Source organism: Chryseobacterium sp. D764 (assembly GCF_019317325.1).
Lineage (GTDB): Bacteria > Bacteroidota > Bacteroidia > Flavobacteriales > Weeksellaceae > Chryseobacterium.
Genome location: NZ_CP079219.1, coordinates 3036441 through 3053036 on the forward strand (window position 1 = coordinate 3036441; position 16596 = coordinate 3053036).

At 36.2% G+C, this 16596-nt stretch carries 18 protein-coding genes; 6 read left to right on the forward strand and 12 right to left on the reverse strand.

The window, feature by feature from the left end:
* Positions 1-224 precede the first annotated feature (224 nt).
* Positions 225-1619, forward strand: coding sequence for a class II fumarate hydratase (gene fumC / locus KYG33_RS13720; RefSeq protein WP_219071924.1), 1395 nt, complete (start codon positions 225-227; stop codon positions 1617-1619).
* A 75-nt stretch (positions 1620-1694) separates the two neighbouring features.
* On the opposite strand, the gene KYG33_RS13725 is transcribed toward fumC, so the two are convergent.
* The 3 genes from KYG33_RS13725 to KYG33_RS13735 are packed head-to-tail and all read right to left on the reverse strand — an operon-like array spanning position 1695 to position 3921.
* Positions 1695-2735, reverse strand: coding sequence for a porin family protein (locus tag KYG33_RS13725; protein ID WP_077419430.1), 1041 nt, complete (start codon positions 2733-2735; stop codon positions 1695-1697).
* A 30-nt stretch (positions 2736-2765) separates the two neighbouring features.
* Positions 2766-3374, reverse strand: a complete 609-nt coding sequence (locus KYG33_RS13730) for a hypothetical protein (RefSeq protein WP_180564794.1) — start codon at positions 3372-3374, stop codon at positions 2766-2768.
* Positions 3361-3921, reverse strand: a complete 561-nt coding sequence (locus tag KYG33_RS13735) for an RNA polymerase sigma factor (RefSeq protein ID WP_180564795.1) — start codon at positions 3919-3921, stop codon at positions 3361-3363. Before KYG33_RS13735 ends, KYG33_RS13730 begins: the two co-directional genes overlap by 14 nt.
* Positions 3922-4168: 247 nt before the next feature.
* On the opposite strand from KYG33_RS13735, the gene KYG33_RS13740 reads away from it, so the two are divergent.
* Positions 4169-4375, forward strand: a complete 207-nt coding sequence (locus tag KYG33_RS13740) for a bacteriocin-like protein (protein WP_219071925.1) — start codon at positions 4169-4171, stop codon at positions 4373-4375.
* Between the two features lie 56 nt (positions 4376-4431).
* Here KYG33_RS13740 and KYG33_RS13745 read toward each other — a convergent pair whose 3' ends face one another.
* The 9 genes from KYG33_RS13745 to KYG33_RS13785 form a co-directional block, all read right to left on the reverse strand.
* Positions 4432-5370, reverse strand: a complete 939-nt coding sequence (locus tag KYG33_RS13745) for a Dyp-type peroxidase (RefSeq protein ID WP_077419426.1) — start codon at positions 5368-5370, stop codon at positions 4432-4434.
* Positions 5371-5388: 18 nt separating this feature from the next.
* The gene (locus KYG33_RS13750) at positions 5389-6105 is read right to left on the reverse strand and encodes an ABC transporter ATP-binding protein (RefSeq protein ID WP_047381821.1); all 717 of its coding nucleotides are present in this window, start codon (positions 6103-6105) and stop codon (positions 5389-5391) included.
* Between the two features lie 3 nt (positions 6106-6108).
* The gene (locus KYG33_RS13755) at positions 6109-7575 is read right to left on the reverse strand and encodes a DUF5687 family protein (RefSeq protein ID WP_077419425.1); all 1467 of its coding nucleotides are present in this window, start codon (positions 7573-7575) and stop codon (positions 6109-6111) included.
* 74 nt (positions 7576-7649) lie between these two features.
* Complete coding sequence (locus tag KYG33_RS13760) at positions 7650-9299, reverse strand: DNA repair protein RecN (RefSeq protein WP_077419424.1); 1650 nt, start codon at positions 9297-9299, stop codon at positions 7650-7652.
* Between the two features lie 160 nt (positions 9300-9459).
* The gene (locus KYG33_RS13765; RefSeq protein ID WP_077419423.1) at positions 9460-10365 is read right to left on the reverse strand and encodes a DUF4835 family protein; all 906 of its coding nucleotides are present in this window, start codon (positions 10363-10365) and stop codon (positions 9460-9462) included.
* Between the two features lie 36 nt (positions 10366-10401).
* Entirely contained in the window at positions 10402-11607 is a 1206-nt protein-coding gene (gene coaBC / locus KYG33_RS13770; RefSeq protein ID WP_219071926.1) for a bifunctional phosphopantothenoylcysteine decarboxylase/phosphopantothenate--cysteine ligase CoaBC, read from the reverse strand.
* A 125-nt stretch (positions 11608-11732) separates the two neighbouring features.
* Positions 11733-12056, reverse strand: a complete 324-nt coding sequence (locus tag KYG33_RS13775) for a DNA-directed RNA polymerase subunit omega (protein ID WP_034681463.1) — start codon at positions 12054-12056, stop codon at positions 11733-11735.
* A gap of 42 nt (positions 12057-12098) precedes the next feature.
* Positions 12099-13094 carry an outer membrane protein assembly factor BamD gene (locus KYG33_RS13780; protein WP_077419421.1) on the reverse strand — a complete coding sequence of 332 codons (996 nt, stop codon included), beginning with the start codon at positions 13092-13094 and terminating at the stop codon, positions 12099-12101.
* Positions 13095-13197: 103 nt separating this feature from the next.
* Positions 13198-13827 carry a TetR/AcrR family transcriptional regulator gene (locus tag KYG33_RS13785; RefSeq protein WP_027372956.1) on the reverse strand — a complete coding sequence of 210 codons (630 nt, stop codon included), beginning with the start codon at positions 13825-13827 and terminating at the stop codon, positions 13198-13200.
* Between the two features lie 96 nt (positions 13828-13923).
* Between KYG33_RS13785 and KYG33_RS13790 the strand changes: the two genes are divergently transcribed.
* From KYG33_RS13790 to KYG33_RS13805, 4 genes are all read left to right on the forward strand, one after another.
* Positions 13924-14550, forward strand: coding sequence for a TatD family hydrolase (locus tag KYG33_RS13790; RefSeq protein ID WP_077419420.1), 627 nt, complete (start codon positions 13924-13926; stop codon positions 14548-14550).
* On the forward strand, positions 14543-15268 hold the full coding sequence (locus KYG33_RS13795) for a ThiF family adenylyltransferase (protein ID WP_077419419.1): 726 nt from the start codon (positions 14543-14545) through the stop codon (positions 15266-15268). The genes KYG33_RS13790 and KYG33_RS13795 overlap by 8 nt, the downstream gene beginning before the upstream one ends.
* Positions 15269-15368: 100 nt before the next feature.
* The gene (gene rnpA / locus KYG33_RS13800; RefSeq protein ID WP_077419418.1) at positions 15369-15740 is read left to right on the forward strand and encodes a ribonuclease P protein component; all 372 of its coding nucleotides are present in this window, start codon (positions 15369-15371) and stop codon (positions 15738-15740) included.
* A 217-nt stretch (positions 15741-15957) separates the two neighbouring features.
* The gene (locus KYG33_RS13805) at positions 15958-16566 is read left to right on the forward strand and encodes a DUF4126 domain-containing protein (RefSeq protein WP_077419417.1); all 609 of its coding nucleotides are present in this window, start codon (positions 15958-15960) and stop codon (positions 16564-16566) included.
* Positions 16567-16596 lie beyond the last annotated feature (30 nt).

Consider the following 16596-nt stretch of genomic DNA (forward strand, 5'->3'; position numbering starts at 1 on the left):
AATTTTTGTTTGTGCAAAAATACGTCTCATTAAAAAAATATGAGTAAAATCAGTCATTTAAATTGATATTTATAATGATTATAAATTGCGGGTTTGTGAGTTTATAATTAACTTTATAAAAGCTTAATAAGCAAAGCCAAAACATTATTTCTTTCATTAAAAATCAATAATGTTAAAGATTTTTATAGCTTTTAAATAAACAGATCATACAAATTTCAACCACTATGAATTACAGAATTGAAAAAGACACCATGGGAGAAGTGCAGGTACCTGCGGATAAATTTTGGGGTGCACAGACGGAACGTTCCAGAAATAATTTCAAAATAGGACCTGAAGGTTCAATGCCGCATGAAATCATTGAAGCTTTCGCTTATCTGAAAAAGGCAGCAGCTTATACCAACACTGATCTGGGAGTGCTTCCTGCTGAAAAAAGAGATATGATCGCCAAGGTATGTGATGAAATTCTTGAAGGAAAACTTAATGACCAGTTTCCGTTGGTGATCTGGCAGACGGGTTCCGGAACGCAATCGAACATGAATGTCAATGAAGTAGTTTCAAACAGAGCCCATGTCAATAATGGAGGAACATTGGGTGAAAAATCTGAAATTCACCCGAATGATGATGTGAATAAATCCCAGTCATCTAATGATACCTATCCTACTGCCATGCACATCGCTGCCTATACAAAAGTAGTAGAGGTAACCATTCCGGCAGTAGAAAAACTAAAAAATACGCTGGCTGAAAAGTCTAAAGCCTTCAAAGATGTGGTAAAGATCGGGAGAACCCACCTGATGGATGCTACTCCGCTTACTCTGGGACAAGAATTTTCCGGGTATGTGGCTCAATTGGAATTCGGATTGAGAGCTTTAAGAAATACATTACCTCACCTTTCTGAGCTTGCATTAGGTGGAACAGCTGTAGGAACAGGATTGAATACTCCTAATGGTTATGATGTAAAGGTTGCAGAATATATTTCTCAATTTACAAAACACCCTTTCATTACTGCTGAAAATAAATTTGAAGCCCTTGCTGCTCATGATGCAATTGTTGAATCTCACGGAGCTTTAAAACAATTGGCCGTTTCTTTATATAAAATTGCTCAGGATGTAAGATTACTGGCATCAGGGCCACGTTCCGGAATCGGGGAAATTCATATTCCTGAAAATGAACCGGGATCGTCTATCATGCCAGGGAAAGTAAACCCTACTCAGAATGAGGCTTTAACAATGGTTTGCGCTCAGGTTTTAGGAAATGATACAACCATTTCGTTTGCAGGAACTCAGGGAAATTATGAGCTGAATGTTTTCAAACCGGTAATGGCTTATAATTTTCTCCAGTCTGCCCAATTGATCGCTGATGCATGTATTTCTTTCAATGACCATTGTGCTGTAGGAATTGAACCCAACCATGAGAGAATTAAAGAACTTGTAGACAAATCTTTAATGCTTGTTACAGCTTTAAATACTCATATCGGATATGAAAATGCAGCAAAAATTGCTAAAACAGCCCATAAAAATGGTACAACCTTAAAAGAAGAAGCCGTCAATCTTGGTTTGTTAACTGCTGAGCAGTTTGATGGGTGGGTAAAACCTGAAGATATGGTAGGAAGTTTAAAATAATGATTCTATAACTGATACAATGCAAAAACTCCGGGAGCTTTTCCCGGAGTTTTTCGTTTTGCTGTCAAAATGTATTTAATCCAATCCAATGGCTAAGCCGAATATCAGCGCTTTATCATTTTTGAAATAACTGTCTTTAAAGAAATTGCTGAAATCTTTTTTCACAAAAAGACTGAAACTGTTATATGAGAATGTAATCTGTGCCCCATATACAAAAGGATTCACCTGATAGTTTCCCCGGTCTCTTGTCTCTCCGTCATTTCCTTTTACAATATTGTTGGTAGACATTTTCACCCCGCCATATACATTGGCTCCTATTTTAAATCCGGTGTAATAACTTCGGTATTGGATGTCCATTCCTGCATTTTTAAGCTTGGAAAAATTATACTGTACACCAAGAGGAACCATAATATACCCGGTTCTCAGCTTACTTTTCTCAAGGTTTCCGCTGTACTGAGCCAAAGCCACTCCCTGATCTGCACTTCTTGTAAAAAGCATATTGTTATCTGCTCTTACGGTTCTCCATGAGAATCCTAATCCTGAGGTAATTGCCCAAGGGCTTGTTCTGCTAAGCTGATAATTCAGTTTCAGACCAAATTCCAGGTTATTGGCATATCCTATATTTTTGTCCAGTTCATTATCCGGAGAACTGTTTGTCAATGTCATAATTCCGTAAGAGAAATACCCTGTAAAACTTCTGCTGGGACGGAATTTTTTCAACAGCTTTTCTTTAAGCTCTTCTTTGGAAGTAACATCAGTATTTAAAAGTGAATATCTTACCTGTTTCTGAATAACGTCATCCAGATCAAATCCAAGTTCTTCAATTCTTTTATCCATTTTCTCAGAATAACGGTCTGCAATCTGGGCTTTCTCTCTGTCAAAATCTGTTTTATCAAGGTTTCTTGCCTGTAAAACAACCAATTCTTCTTCCATCAGTTTCTTTTCTTCCTGAATAATGGTATTGATCTTTGTGGCATATTCTTCCACTTTCTCTTTTACAATAGGGCTTACCTCAGTATCTTTTTTAGAAGACAGGTTAATATTCAAAGCTTTTTGTGCATGGAATGATGCTGAAATAGAGCATAGCAATCCCATTACGATTAATTTCTTGATCATATTATTAATTTTTAATTTTTTACGGACAAATTATCTGGCATTCAGGTCAATAGTTGTGGCCACATTACTTCCATCCTTTGTCTTTTCGATAACATCTTTATGCTCTACCGAAAAAAGGAGGGTAGAAGGGTCTACATATTTTTTCTTTTTAACCGGAGTTTTCAAAGAATCAGCTTTTGCTATAAGCTTAGGATTAGAAATCTGAGGAATATCCAGTTTTTTCACTGCGGTTTCTCTGGGAATAAGTTTATTTTGACCTATTGTTACTGCAGAAATCACTTCTTCTTTATCCTGGGGGAGGATTATTTTTACTTCCTTTTTATCATTATTCTGAACAGCCAGAGGTGTATTATATTGAGCCGGTTTTTTTATGATTTCATCTGCCTTATTTTCTTCTGCCTTCTTTACTATTTCAGGTTGAATTTCTGAAGGTTGATTAAGAAAAAACAGAACGGTTCCTAAACTCAATGTCAAGACCAGACAGGCAGCCACTAAAACCCAGTTCATCTGTGATTTGGGACGGCTATTGCTGCTGTTTTGAAACTCAATTTCAGACCACAAATCACGGGAAGGAGTAATCTCTCTTTCTTCAATCTGTTTTTTGATCTGACATTCAATATTATCTTTAGACGTTTTCATTTTTCACTTTTTTTTGTTGTTGAAAGTAGATCTTTCTTAATTTTTCTTTAGCTCGGAACAGCTGTGTTTTGCTGACAGCCATTGAAATCTGCAAAGTATCAGCAATTTCCTGATGGGAATATCCTTCCAGGACATAAAGATTGAAAACCATTCTGTAGGCATCGGGAAGCTGATCCAAAAGATCCTGCGCATTAAAATCACAATCAATCCCCGGTTCATGGATGTCTTCATGAAAAGATTGGTTGATCTCATCGAGATAGAATACCGTTTTATGGCTTTTGATAAAATTCAGGCATTCATTCACGACAATTCTTCTTGCCCAGCTGTCCAGGTTCGACTCTCCTCTGAAGCTTTCTATGTGCTTAAAAATTTTACAGAATGCTTTAATGAGACAATCTTCCGCCTGATACAAATCGCTTACATAGCTTTTGCTTACGCTCAGGAATCTCTTTACATTCTGTTCATAGAAAATCTTCTGTGCAGCCGGATCCTGTTTTTTCAGGAGGCTCAACAAATCATTCTTTTTATTTCCGAACAAAAGTTTCATGCTTATGCTGTTTCTATACTAAAGACAATCAAAACAAAAAAAGGTTACAACTTGAAAAAAAATATTTTACTATTTATTGCAATAAGTTGATTTTTTTTGTTCAGAGTTACAAATTTTACCTTCTTTTTTGTTTCAAAAAGGCGAGAAAGATTTTAATTAAAAAACTGAGGTATAATTTTTTACTTAATCTATTCAGTGTTTCATTTTTTTCCTATATTGGAGATATAATTAATTTAAAACTAAAACCATGAAGCATTTAAAAAAATTAAAAAGGGAGAACCTGAAAACAATTAACGGAGGAAATACGCCACTTTGTAATATGTATCTGGTACAATACAACGGATTTTATGCATGTTGCAGCGTACCTACAACCAATCCCTGTGAACTGAAAAAAAGAGAATGTCTGGTGGAAAACGGAATGTGTGATTCGTACAACCCCGGAAATCCAGTATAGTATTGTAAAACAATTGTTAAAGGCAGCCTTAATTTCGAAGCTGCCTTTTTTGTATTTTATCCTGAAAATTCATCAAGCATATTCCTGGTAGGAACAAAGAAAAGCGTTCCTGTAACCGCTGTACTGAAATCTAAAATTCTGTCATAATTTCCCGGAGGATCACCTATGAACATATTGGTCAGCATTTTTCTGGTTGTTGCGAATGTGCTTGAATAGGCAATAAAATAGGTTCCGAACTCATTAGTAGAAGGATTTCCAAAAGGCATATTATCTCTGACTATTTTCAATTCTTCCCCATCTTCTCCTTCGATATTGGCTAAAGCAATATGTGAATTGGAAGGTTTTACATCATCCGACATTTCAATATCGTTTTCTTTTGATCTCCCGATGACTTTCTCCTGATCTTCTGTTGACAGCCCTTTCCAGGCATCCATATTGTGCAGGTATTTCTGAACAAAAAGGTAACTTCCGCCTTTGTACTGAAGGTCTTCATCTCCGATTTTTGCAAAATAATCACGGTCATCACCATGTGGATTCTCTGTTCCGTCTACAAAACCAAGAATGGAACGTGCATCCCAATATTTAAATCCATGAATCTCCAGAATACTTTCTGCCACTGAACTCAATAGTTTGGATATTTCAACAGCCATATCGAAAATCAGGCTTTTATTATCCGCTCTCAAGTGAAAATGAAGGTCTCCAGAAGTGGAAACAGCTGTGTGCTTCACTCCTTTTATTTCTTCAAAATTGATTAATTCTTTTGGCAAAGGTGTAGGAAGATCCAGTTTTCTCCATGCTTCAGCCCCAATTCCCATTACACAGCTTGCCCTGCTGTCTGGAAAACGGTTAAAAACGGAATTATTAAGATTTAATACCAAAGCGCATAGTTCCTGAAAAATATTTTTCAGCTGTGGGCTGTCATTAAGTTTCCAGACCATGAAAATAGTATTGCTGTTCGGATAATCTGTTACATTCTGTGATTCTATCGTATTCATACCTCTATTTTTGTGGTATTAAATATCCGAAACAGAAACCTGATCTGCAAAATATTGTTCCAAATCTTTTAATGTTTCCGGATTGGTCTGAATATCTTTTACCAAAAGGCCTTTGTTTACTACCACAATTCTGTTGCAGACTTCCGTTGTATGGGAAAGATCATGACTGGATATCAGAAAAGTAACACCATCCTGTTTTGATAATTCCTTGATAAGATTTTTCAGTTTGATCTGAGTAGATGGATCGAGATTGGCAAAAGGCTCATCCAAAATAATAATCTCAGGATTTCCAATAATTGCTCCTACAATTCCTACTTTTTTCTGATTTCCTTTTGAAAGGTCACGGACGTATTTTCCTGATTTAAGGATTTCTCCATTGAAAAAATCATGAAAAGGCTTCAGGAATTCATCTACAGATGCTTTGTTCTGCCCTCTCAACTCTCCAATGAAATAAAAATATTCCTCAGGAGTAAGGTATCCAATGAGAAATGTATCGTCAACAAATGCTGAAACTTTATTTTTCCATGCTTCAGATTCATCTACTTTAATTCCGTCAATACTTACAGAACCTGTTGTAGCCTGAATTAAATCCAGCATCAGGCTGAAAAGAGTTGTTTTTCCTGCTCCGTTGTTTCCTACGAGACCAAATGTTTCCCCGTTTGGAATTTCAAGATGTTCGATATTAAGAACCGTTGCCGTTCCGTATGTTTTAGATAAATTTTGTATGTTGATCATGGCTTAACTTATATTTTTAAACGCATCCAGTGTGCTGTATTTTTCTTTCTTGTAAAGTTTTACGATAATATCGAAGATTTTCTCTCTCAGGAAAAATCCTATAATCCCGATAATTGCAATGCTTATCACTCCTCCGGTAATTCCCCATAAATATTTTGTTAAAGCAAATACACCCATCGGAAGAAGCATTTTAGGAATCAGCAGAAGCATAGCTATCATATTGAAACTCCCTTTCTGTCCTAATCTTTTTTCTTTTGTATTAAGGTCAATCTGAGTTTTATTGAAAGCTCCTGACCACAAGGTAAATTGAGAATTCACACCGATATTATATAATCCTGCTGCAAAAAATGTAACGTAGACTTCCCAGCCGAAGTATGCATAGCAAAGCGCTATAATGATAGAAATTCCCGTTACAATATTCATCAGCCACCATTTCGCTTTTAAATATTCTTTATATGGAACATTCAGGGTCATCATCAATGGATAATAAGAACTGTCAAAAGCAGGAACTCTCTGGCCAAACAGAAACTGAAAGCCTCCTGTTACAAAAAGTCCCATAACCATCATCATTGCCGGTGTTTTGTACATTGAAGAAGTAAACATCAGCAATCCGTAGAACAGAAACATAAAACTGCCCAGTAAAATCCCCTTGGGTACTTTATTACGTCTCAGCATTTTAATATCATTATTGATAAATGTTCCAATAACTCCATATTTGTTCAGAAAAGCAATATTCTCTGTTTTTCCTACTGTTTTCTTGGCTTCAAGCCCTTGGTCAAGATAAAATTCATTGCGCAGGTACCGGAAACACATCCACCACAGTATTACGAACAACGCAACAGGGATCAGTGCAAAGTAAGGTTTCTCATAGAAACTAAAGAAAACAGACTCAGAATAAGACAGAACAGGAACTATTTTATAATATCCTAACATTCCTATGCCCAAAAAGCATACCCCTATGATCACCGCCAGAGTTTCTTTACCGTTAAAGAAAATATTGATAAAATTATTCAGATAAAGCAATGAAATAACTCCTATAAGCCACACCAACACTCCTAAAATGCTATATCCGTTAAATAAAGCAATCAATGAAAATGTGATAAAGAATAGAGAACTCAGCCAGCTGAATGCGGAAAGAAAGGTTTTGGCCAGCATATAATTAACCAATGTATTCTTCCGGACATTCATGGTAAGAAATGGCTTAATATTCTGGGTTGGAATTTCCTGCCAGAGATATTTAAGAACAAGATCAATAATCCAGGCAACAATCATGAATTTTGAAACCACCTTTACAGGATTCTGATGCATCTCCTCCTGTACATAGAAAAAAGCAATAAAAGCCCCGCCTACAAGACAGCCCACGAAATAAAGTATTCCAATAAACCGGAGGATTTTCATGGTCAGATTGATCCCTAAAGATGTACCACGGAAGAAGCTTTTTATTTCAAGCTTAAGTAACTTTAGAAACATATGTTAGTTTTTTACATTAGTAAATATAATGTAAAATATGTTACAAGTTTTTAAAGAAAAATAGATTTATGTAATTATCCAATAAGCTCTTTTGCCTGTGCCAGCGCAGCTTCTGTAATTTTGCTTCCGGACAGCAGCTGGGCAATTTCGTTCAGCTTTTCTTCTTTGCTCAAAGGAATTATAGTAGATTGTGTTCTGCCGGAAACATCCTGCTTTACCACCTTATAGTTGTCATTTCCTTTTGCAGCAACCTGTGCAAGGTGTGAAATAACAATCAATTGCATGTCTTCAGACATTTCTCTCATAAGGTTTCCGATCTCTTCGGCAACTTTCCCTGAAACTCCGGTGTCTATTTCGTCAAGAATAAGGGTTGGAAGCTCATCACTTTCGGCAATAATCTTTTTAACAGCAAGCATTACCCTTGATCTTTCCCCTCCGGAAATAGCGGTCTGAATGGGTTTTAAAGGAAAACCGGAATTGGCCTGGAATAGCAGCTGGATATTTTCTTTTCCAAACTGATTGAACTCCTCGGCATCCTGCAGTTCAATATCTACTTTTGCTTTTTCAAGACCTAATTTTTTCAGTAGGCTTTCTGCTTTTTTGATGAAGACAGGAATATTTTTGTGCCTGTTCTTAGAAAGCTTTGCAGCGAGGCTCTGAAGTGTTTTTCCTTTCTGAGAAATATTTTCTTCTGTTGCTTCAATCTGTGCTTCCAGTTCTGAAGCCCCCTTCTGGTCTCCTGCCAGCTGGTTTCTGATTTCAATCAGTTCATTAAGATCTGAAACATTATGCTTAAGAAACAGAGCGTTGATTTTATTATTAAGATCGGTAAGGTATACCAGATTTTCAGGATTGATTTCAACTCTTTCGGCCGCATGTTCCAGTTCAGAAATAATATCTTTCAGCTCTACAAAAGAGGTTTCCAGCCTTTCATCAAGCTCTGCGAAACTGGTAGAAACTTCCGAAATTTTTGAAAGCTTATGGGTAGCTTCATGAAAGAAAGACAGAATCCCTATTTCTTCCTGATGAAACCTGGACAGGATCTGACCTACGTTTTCTGAAATCATCCCAGCATTTTCCTGAATAGAAAGCTGGTTCTGAACATCTTCATAGTCTACATCATCAAGTTTCAGTTCTTCCAGCTCATTGAGTAAAAATTCTTTATAATCACTTTCTTTATTGGCTTCTGAAAGTTGAGTCTTCAATTTTTTCAACAGCATTTTCAGGCTTTGAAAGTCAGAAAACTCCTTCTGATACTCTTCAATAATTTTTTTATTCTCAGAAAGTCCGTCGATAATTTTAAACTGATATTCTGAAGTAAAAAGATTGGATGTTTCAAACTGGGAATGAATATCAATCAGCTGTGAGGAAAGTTCTTTAAGAATATCAAGCGTTACCGGCACATCATTGATGAATGCACGGGATTTCCCTGATGGCAGGATCTCTCTTCTTATAATCGTCTGAAGCTCGTAATCCAGATCATTTTCAATAAAGAATTTCTTAAACTGGTTGTTAAGGGAGAACTCAGTTTCCACCACGCTTTTCTCTTCAGATTTGGCAATGGACTTTACATCTGCTCTTTCTCCTAAAATAAGCCGGAGCGCTCCTAAAATAATTGATTTACCCGCTCCCGTTTCACCGGTAATAACCTGTAAACCATTATTAAGAGATACTTCAAGAGTATCAATCAGGGCAAAGTTTTTAATGTAAATTCTCGAAAGCATTGATAATCCGGGTTATGATCCAACTTGAGTTTGAACTGTAAAAATAAGTTTTTTTTTAATGAATTGAGAAAATGTTTAGATATGCTTTCTGTTCTTGACACTTTTTGCCTCTTTAATTTTTTATAAAGCTGTTTCTCAAAAATTTTTAAAGCCTACTATCTTACACCTTCCACTTATTCCACTTATTATCAATGTTTTTTGGCGAAAGAATAATCAATGTCTGTTTAAGATCATTCAGAATCAAACCTCCATTATTTCCGGAATTGAATATATTGAAGATCTCATCACTTTTTGTATCCATGAACAGGTTAAAGAAAAATGCCTGCTGAAATGTGTTCTCATACATTTTCAATTGCATCAGGGCATCAAAGATTACTTTTTTCCCGGCAGTCTGGTCCTGATTGAAAAGATTATCCATTCCGGCTCTGTGGTAAGTATAAATAGTAGAACGCAATTGGTTCCAGTTAGGATTCATAACTTCATTAATCAATATAGAACGGCTTCTTGGCTCATTGATGGTATTCCAGCCTTCATAGTTTCTGTTCTGAGAATTCTGCGCAATCTGCTGTGCTTTTGCGTACCATTGAGATCCACCCATAGACTGGAAACTGTCTGCATCCAGTCCCAAAATAAGGTAAATATAGAAACTAACCACATCCGTAAGATTCTTTCCTGAAAACTGTCTTTCATTAAAAATAAGACTCTCATTTTCAACATATTCAAAACCAAATCTCTGATCCTGAAGATTAATTAACGGGGATTCGTAAGTTGTATTGTAAACAGGGCGCATAGCCTGAACAACAATGGATCCTTTGAATCTGTTCCCATCTCTTTCTCCAATAACAACGGAAAAACCACATTTTATTTTTTCAAAATTCTGAAGCTTTTTCCCTGTCCAGCTCGTATTATTGATAAAATCCCTGAGACTTTTCTCCAATGCTTTATATGCCTGCTGGTTACTTCCTCCTACCTGTTGAGAGTTTACCTGAACAGTTGCCAACAGCTCCTGAGAAAAACTTTGGGTATAGATAAAAAACAGAAAAAATAAACTTATAATTTTTTTCATTGTCTATTAAAAATTGAGAACGGAAATTTATTAAAATTATTTTAAAAGTTGAGACTCAACAAAATTGAGAATATCTTTCGCTACATCATCTTTGGATTTCAGGTCGAATTCTTTCTTCTCCGTTTTGGTAAATATCCTTATTTTGTTGGTATCATTTTTAAATCCGGCGCCTTCGTCACGCAGAGAGTTTAAAACAATCATATCAAGGTTTTTCTTCTCCAGTTTTCCTTTTGCATTTTCTTCTTCATTTTGGGTTTCCAGTGCAAAACCTACCAAAAACTGGTGTGTTTTCTTTTCGCCCATCGTTTTAAGGATATCCGGATTCTTAACCAGTTCAATGGTAAGGTTATCATCATTTTTCTTGATCTTTTCTTTTGCTACTTCTTTGGGAGCATAATCTGCTACCGCAGCACTTGCAATACCGATGTCTATGCTGTCATAAAATTCAAATACTTTTGCCAGCATTTCTTTTGCTGAAGTTACTTTATGAAGTTCAACATTGGGATCATTAATGGTTTGGAAACTCGGTCCTGAAATCAGAATCACTTTTGCGCCTCTTTTTGAAGCTTCTTCTGCCAGAGAAAATCCCATCTTACCTGATGAATGATTTCCTATGAATCTTACCGGATCTATAGCTTCATACGTAGGGCCTGCAGTAATTAAAACGGTTTTTCCTTCAAGGCTTTTGGAGTGGTTACTGTTTGTAAAATGATTTTCAACTTCACTAAAAATAGTTGCAGGCTCGGCCATTCTTCCCTGCCCGATCAGTCCGCTAGCCAGCTCACCATTTTCAGCAGGAATTACAATATGTCCAAAATTTTCTGCAAGCTCCAGATTCTTCTTTGTGGAAGGATGTATATACATATCAAGGTCCATTGCCGGAGCTATGAAAACCGGGCATTTTGCAGACATATAAGTTGCAATAACCAGATTATCACACATTCCGTGAACCATCTTAGACAGTGTATTGGCTGTACAGGGAGCTACGATCATAACATCTGCCCACAGTGCCATTTCCACATGACTGTTCCATGTTCCGTTATCGCTGTAAAACTCTGAATACACCGGCTTTTTGGATAGTGTAGACAGGCTTAGTTTTGTCACAAAGTGTTCTGCATCAGGAGTCATAATAACCTGTACTTCTGCTCCTTTTTTCACAAAATCCCTTATCAAAAAATGAATTTTGTAGGCTGCAATCCCACCAGAGACGGCGATAAGAATCTTTTTACCGGAAACACTCATTAAGTTCTAATTTTTTTGAAATACTAAAATACTTATTTTTTCCCACACAATCTGGCTTTAAAACGATAAAGGTCATAAAAGAACAGATTTCCTTTATGACCTTCATTTATAAGAATACAGAAGATTTATTTTCTTTCTTCTGTTTTTCTGAAATAAACATCTTCGTTTAACCACTCTTCAATAGCAATTGAAGTTGGCTTTGGAAGCTTTTCGTAATGTTTAGAGATCTCAATTTGTTCTCTGTTTTCGAAAACCTCTTCTAATGTAGAATTGTGAACCGCAAATTCATCTAATTTGTTGTGAAGTTCCGTACGGATCTCCGCATTGATCTGCTCTGCTCTCTTTCCCATGATAACAATAGCTTCATAGATTGAACCTACTTTATCTTCAATCTTATCTTTATCGTAAGTAATTGTATTTACTTCTGCTTTTGTATCTTTTACACTCATTTTGAGAAAATTATTTTTATTTTAAGATGGCAAATTTACGAATTATCTTTGAATTTTGAAAGTCGCTGCAGGAGGAGGGGTCTTAAGTGCTGCACTGTCCCTCTGTAACTGCATTGCTTTCTTTTCATTGCTTATCTGATCTTTAACTTGCTGCTCAGTTTTACCCTGATCAGCCAATTTTTCAGCTTCTTTTTTCTGTCTTGCCGTTAAAGCTGCAATTCTTGCATCTGTTTCTTTTTTAACGACAGCAAAGTGTTCTTTTTCCTTTTCCAGTTTTTCTCTAAGATCTATTGCTGCTTTAGAATATTCTGTATTAGGAAGTTCTTTCTCTACCACTCTTGTATAAGTTAACGCACTTTCAATACGTTCAGCTTTAAGATTATAAATTGACTTCATCGCCAGTTCATAACGGGACTTCATGATATAATCATAAATTTTTGAACGAAGTTTTGTACTTGGGAAATCTTCCAGAACGTTTTCAAATGCTACATTCGCTGCTTTATACTCTCCCATTTTGTAGTATTGTCTTCCATTTTCATATGCTTTAAACTCAAGCTTATAAGACAATTCATCAATGAGCTGGCTGATATTTTTAGATCTCTCAGAGTTTGGATAATTGTTCAGGAAGTCCTGAAGTTCATTGATCGCTAATTCTGTACTAGACTGATCTAGGTTGTAATCCATAGATCCTTCATAGTAGCACAATGCAGACATATAAGCTGCTTCTTCGGCTCTCGGATCTTTTGGAAAACTAACTGCAAAATTTTTGAACTGGTGACCTGCCAGCTTATAGCTCTTGTCATAATAGTTGGCATAAGCAGTGTTGAAACCTACGTTAGGGAAATCATCTGTTCCTGCCACAAGATTTGCAAGTCTGTCATAAAGAGCCAATGCATTTTTCCACTTTTTCTTAGCAAAGTTTTCATTAGCTGCTTTCAAGATAAATTCTTTATCAGCACTCCTCATTGCTCTTTCCTGCTGGCTTACACAAGATGAAATCACCGCTACAGCAAAAAGACCTAAAATATATTTTTTCATATAAAAAGTTCAACAGTTTTCGGATTATACAGCCGATTTACTAATTTGCAAAAATATAACTTTTTTGTCAATAGATTTTTTTTTATGAATATTTAACGTAATTTTAGTCTGCAGCGTATCCCAAAATTGCAAAAACACTTAATAAAAGATTCATTCTTACCTTTTTTTCAGCTTCTTTGGTGTAGGTTTCTTCGTTTTTACTCGGAACATACAGCTCATAAAAGTTTTTATTCCTGATGACAAATAAAGTGGATCCAATAATCATGGTAAGGATATCTTCAGGTTTGGGAGTAAAAGTAAAAACACCGGAAGCCACCCCTTTTTTAATTACTTCATCCAGTTTTTTTACGAATAACTGGTAGAAATCAAGCAGTTCGTCTTTCAGATTTTCTGTATGACGGAGTTCCTGGGTTACAAACCCATGGAAATAGTTATACTTGAACAGTTGAGAAACGATATATTTGATCATCTCCCGCATCTGCATTTCCGGTTTCCCATCTTTGATAGTATCCGCAAATTCTGAAAAATTCTCTCTGGTCTTCAATACCCTGTACTGATAGAGATAAGACATCATTTTCTCTTTAGAACCGAAGTAATAAGAGATCATAGCAACATTAATATTTGCTTTGGAACAGATATCTCTTACAGAAGTTCCCTCATATCCTTTTTTGGCGATGAGCTCTTCTGCAATATCCAATATGTGAATCTGTTTTTCCGTAAATTTTTTTTTCATGAAGTGCACTTTGAGTAAAGTTAAGAAATTTTTAACACATTTATAAACGATCGTTTAATAATTTTAAATTAAATCTGAAAAGCACTATTTTTGGATATGGAATTTTTTGATTTTCACCACCATAAAAAATATATCAGAAACGGAATTTATAATCTGGACATTGAGAGTATTCCGCCTGATTTCCCATATTCCATCGGCATTCACCCAAATGATATTGATATTAATACTATAGAGCAGCAGTTTTCATGGATGATGAGCATGATGTCTGAAAACTGTTTTGCCATTGGTGAATGTGGTTTGGATTCTTTGGTTTCTACAGACCAGAAAATTCAGGAGGAAGTTTTTTTAAGACAGATAAAGATCGCCAATGAGGTAAAAAAGCCCCTGATTATTCATTGTGTAAGAAAATTTTATGAAGTGATTTCTTTTAAAAAGAAGGCCGCACAACCAATGGTCATCCATGGTTTCAATAAAAAACAACGAATTGCTGAAGATCTTCTGCGCAATAATTTTTACCTGAGTTTTGGAAAAGCTGTTTTGTATAATTTATCTTTGCAGGATATTATAAAAAACACTCCATTAGACAGAATCTTTTTAGAAACTGATAATGAAGAATTTAACATTGAAGAATTGTACATTAAAGTTTCGGAAATAAAAGCTATTTCTCTGGAACAACTGAATGAACAAATTTTAGAAAATTTACACTCAATAAAAAATGGATAAATACTGGCTGGAAAGAACCGAACTTTTGGTAAAGGAAGAGGGATTGGACAGACTGATCAAAGCGAATGTGCTTGTTGTAGGTTTAGGCGGAGTAGGTTCTTTTGCCGCAGAATTTCTGGCGAGAGCCGGAGTAGGAAATATGACCATTGTGGATGGTGATACGGTAGATATTACCAATATCAACAGACAGCTGCCTGCTTTACACTCTACTGTCGGAAAGCATAAGGTAGATGTGGTTGCTGAAAGGCTTCTTGACATCAATCCACAGCTTAATTTAACGAAAATCAATGAATTTCTGAATCCGGAAAGAATGGATGAAGTACTAGATTCCGCAAAATTTGATTATGTTTTAGACTGTATCGACAGTGTTACGCCAAAACTTTCCTTGATTATTGCTGCCAAAAGAAGAAGGATAAAAATCGTAAGTTCAATGGGAGCCGGCGGAAAAACCGACCCAAGCAAAGTATTGGTAAGAGATATCAGCAAAACAGAACACTGCCACCTTGCAAGACAAGTAAGAAAAAGACTGAAAAAAGTAAAAATTGACAAAGGAGTCCGTTGTGTTTTTGCCAATGATATTCAGGATGAAGAAAGTTTGAAAATGACTGACGGAACCAATTATAAAAGATCTTTTTACGGAACAATAAGCTACATGCCTGCCATTTTCGGCCTGTACACCGCTTCAGAAGTGATTAATCATTTATTAAACCAGGATTAAAATATTTTCCCACCCATTCTGCAGATTTGTAAAAACGGTTTCGTAAATTAATCTGAGAAATTTGTGAAAAAAAATAAAAAACAATATTTACACTCCGTAAATGACAAATTCCAAGTATCCCAGAGCGGAAAAGCTCAAAAAAAACACGGAAATCAGTTTGCTTTTTGATAAGGGTAAATGGAGAACCAGTGGAAATCTGAGAATCATTATTCTGAAAGACAAGCCCACCCTTCCAGTAGAAGCATCCAGATTCGGGGTTTCTGTTTCAAAAAGATATTTTAAAAAAGCTGTACACAGAAACCGGATCAAAAGATTGCTGAGAGAATCATACCGTCTGAATAAAGACTTATTTAAACAAGCCTTCGGAGAAAAAACAATGGCCATGCTATTTTGGGCATCCCCTGAAATGCCTCTGAAATTTCAGGATGTGGAAGCACAGTTTATAACGCTTTGTGAAACGCAGAAAAAATAATTTTTTTATTAAAATAAGAGATCTGTGAGGTATTTTATCTCGCAGATTTTTATTTTCCTTTGGACCACACAGATGATTGCGTAGATACTATCTTTTATTCTACAGCAAATCATGAATAACAAAGCTTGAATCCTGTACCTCAAACTTAGAAATTAACACGTCTTAATATCATATACTTTTTGTAATTTTAGGGAAAACAATAAATCTGAAAATTAATATGTTAGATAATATTCCCTATTTTTCTTATATCATTAGTGCATTTATCGGAATTGGACTGGCAGCGGCTACTGGATTTCGGGTATTTCTCCCGATGTTTATCGTAAGTCTTGCGTCTTATTTCAACTGGATTCCCATGAATGAGCATTTTGAGTGGCTTGCGGGTCTTCCTGCGTTGATTACAACAGGAATTGCCACGGTGGCAGAGATCCTGGCCTATTACATCCCTTTTGTTGATCATTTGCTGGATACGGTTTCTATTCCGATGGCGACGGTAGCAGGCTCTATATTATTTGCCAGTCAGTTTGCCGAACTGGGAACATTTCCACAATGGGGGCTGGCATTAATTGCGGGTGGAGGTACAGCGGCCACAATCAGCTCCGGATTTGCAGGAATACGGGCTGCTTCTACGGCAACAACCGGAGGACTGGGAAATTCTGTGGTAGGAACCACGGAAACAGCCGGAGCAGGTCTTATGTCTGTTCTTGCTATGGCAGCGCCGGTAATCGCAGCAATTCTTGCCATAATTATCTTAATTCTTGTTGTTGTTTTTGGGCGGAGAGCCTGGAAAAAATTAAGAGGCAATAAAAGTAATCCCCAGAATTTATAAATAAAAAAGGTACTGCTTTAAAACAGTACC

Bases quoted from the DNA above. Each gene is read 5' to 3' on its own strand.
- rnpA (WP_077419418.1), top strand. From the start codon at position 15,369: ATGACAAATTCCAAGTATCCCAGAGCGGAAAAGCTCAAAAAAAACACG.
- KYG33_RS13735 (WP_180564795.1), bottom strand. From the start codon at position 3,921: ATGAAACTTTTGTTCGGAAATAAAAAGAATGATTTGTTGAGCCTCCTG.
- KYG33_RS13765 (WP_077419423.1), bottom strand. From the start codon at position 10,365: ATGAAAAAAATTATAAGTTTATTTTTTCTGTTTTTTATCTATACCCAA.
- KYG33_RS13750 (WP_047381821.1), bottom strand. From the start codon at position 6,105: ATGATCAACATACAAAATTTATCTAAAACATACGGAACGGCAACGGTT.
- fumC (WP_219071924.1), top strand. From the start codon at position 225: ATGAATTACAGAATTGAAAAAGACACCATGGGAGAAGTGCAGGTACCT.
- KYG33_RS13775 (WP_034681463.1), bottom strand. From the start codon at position 12,056: ATGAGTGTAAAAGATACAAAAGCAGAAGTAAATACAATTACTTACGAT.
- KYG33_RS13785 (WP_027372956.1), bottom strand. From the start codon at position 13,827: ATGAAAAAAAAATTTACGGAAAAACAGATTCACATATTGGATATTGCA.
- KYG33_RS13745 (WP_077419426.1), bottom strand. From the start codon at position 5,370: ATGAATACGATAGAATCACAGAATGTAACAGATTATCCGAACAGCAAT.
- KYG33_RS13780 (WP_077419421.1), bottom strand. From the start codon at position 13,094: ATGAAAAAATATATTTTAGGTCTTTTTGCTGTAGCGGTGATTTCATCT.
- KYG33_RS13805 (WP_077419417.1), top strand. From the start codon at position 15,958: ATGTTAGATAATATTCCCTATTTTTCTTATATCATTAGTGCATTTATC.
- KYG33_RS13740 (WP_219071925.1), top strand. From the start codon at position 4,169: ATGAAGCATTTAAAAAAATTAAAAAGGGAGAACCTGAAAACAATTAAC.
- KYG33_RS13730 (WP_180564794.1), bottom strand. From the start codon at position 3,374: ATGAAAACGTCTAAAGATAATATTGAATGTCAGATCAAAAAACAGATT.
- KYG33_RS13725 (WP_077419430.1), bottom strand. From the start codon at position 2,735: ATGATCAAGAAATTAATCGTAATGGGATTGCTATGCTCTATTTCAGCA.
- KYG33_RS13790 (WP_077419420.1), top strand. From the start codon at position 13,924: ATGGAATTTTTTGATTTTCACCACCATAAAAAATATATCAGAAACGGA.
- KYG33_RS13795 (WP_077419419.1), top strand. From the start codon at position 14,543: ATGGATAAATACTGGCTGGAAAGAACCGAACTTTTGGTAAAGGAAGAG.
- KYG33_RS13755 (WP_077419425.1), bottom strand. From the start codon at position 7,575: ATGTTTCTAAAGTTACTTAAGCTTGAAATAAAAAGCTTCTTCCGTGGT.
- coaBC (WP_219071926.1), bottom strand. From the start codon at position 11,607: ATGAGTGTTTCCGGTAAAAAGATTCTTATCGCCGTCTCTGGTGGGATT.
- KYG33_RS13760 (WP_077419424.1), bottom strand. From the start codon at position 9,299: ATGCTTTCGAGAATTTACATTAAAAACTTTGCCCTGATTGATACTCTT.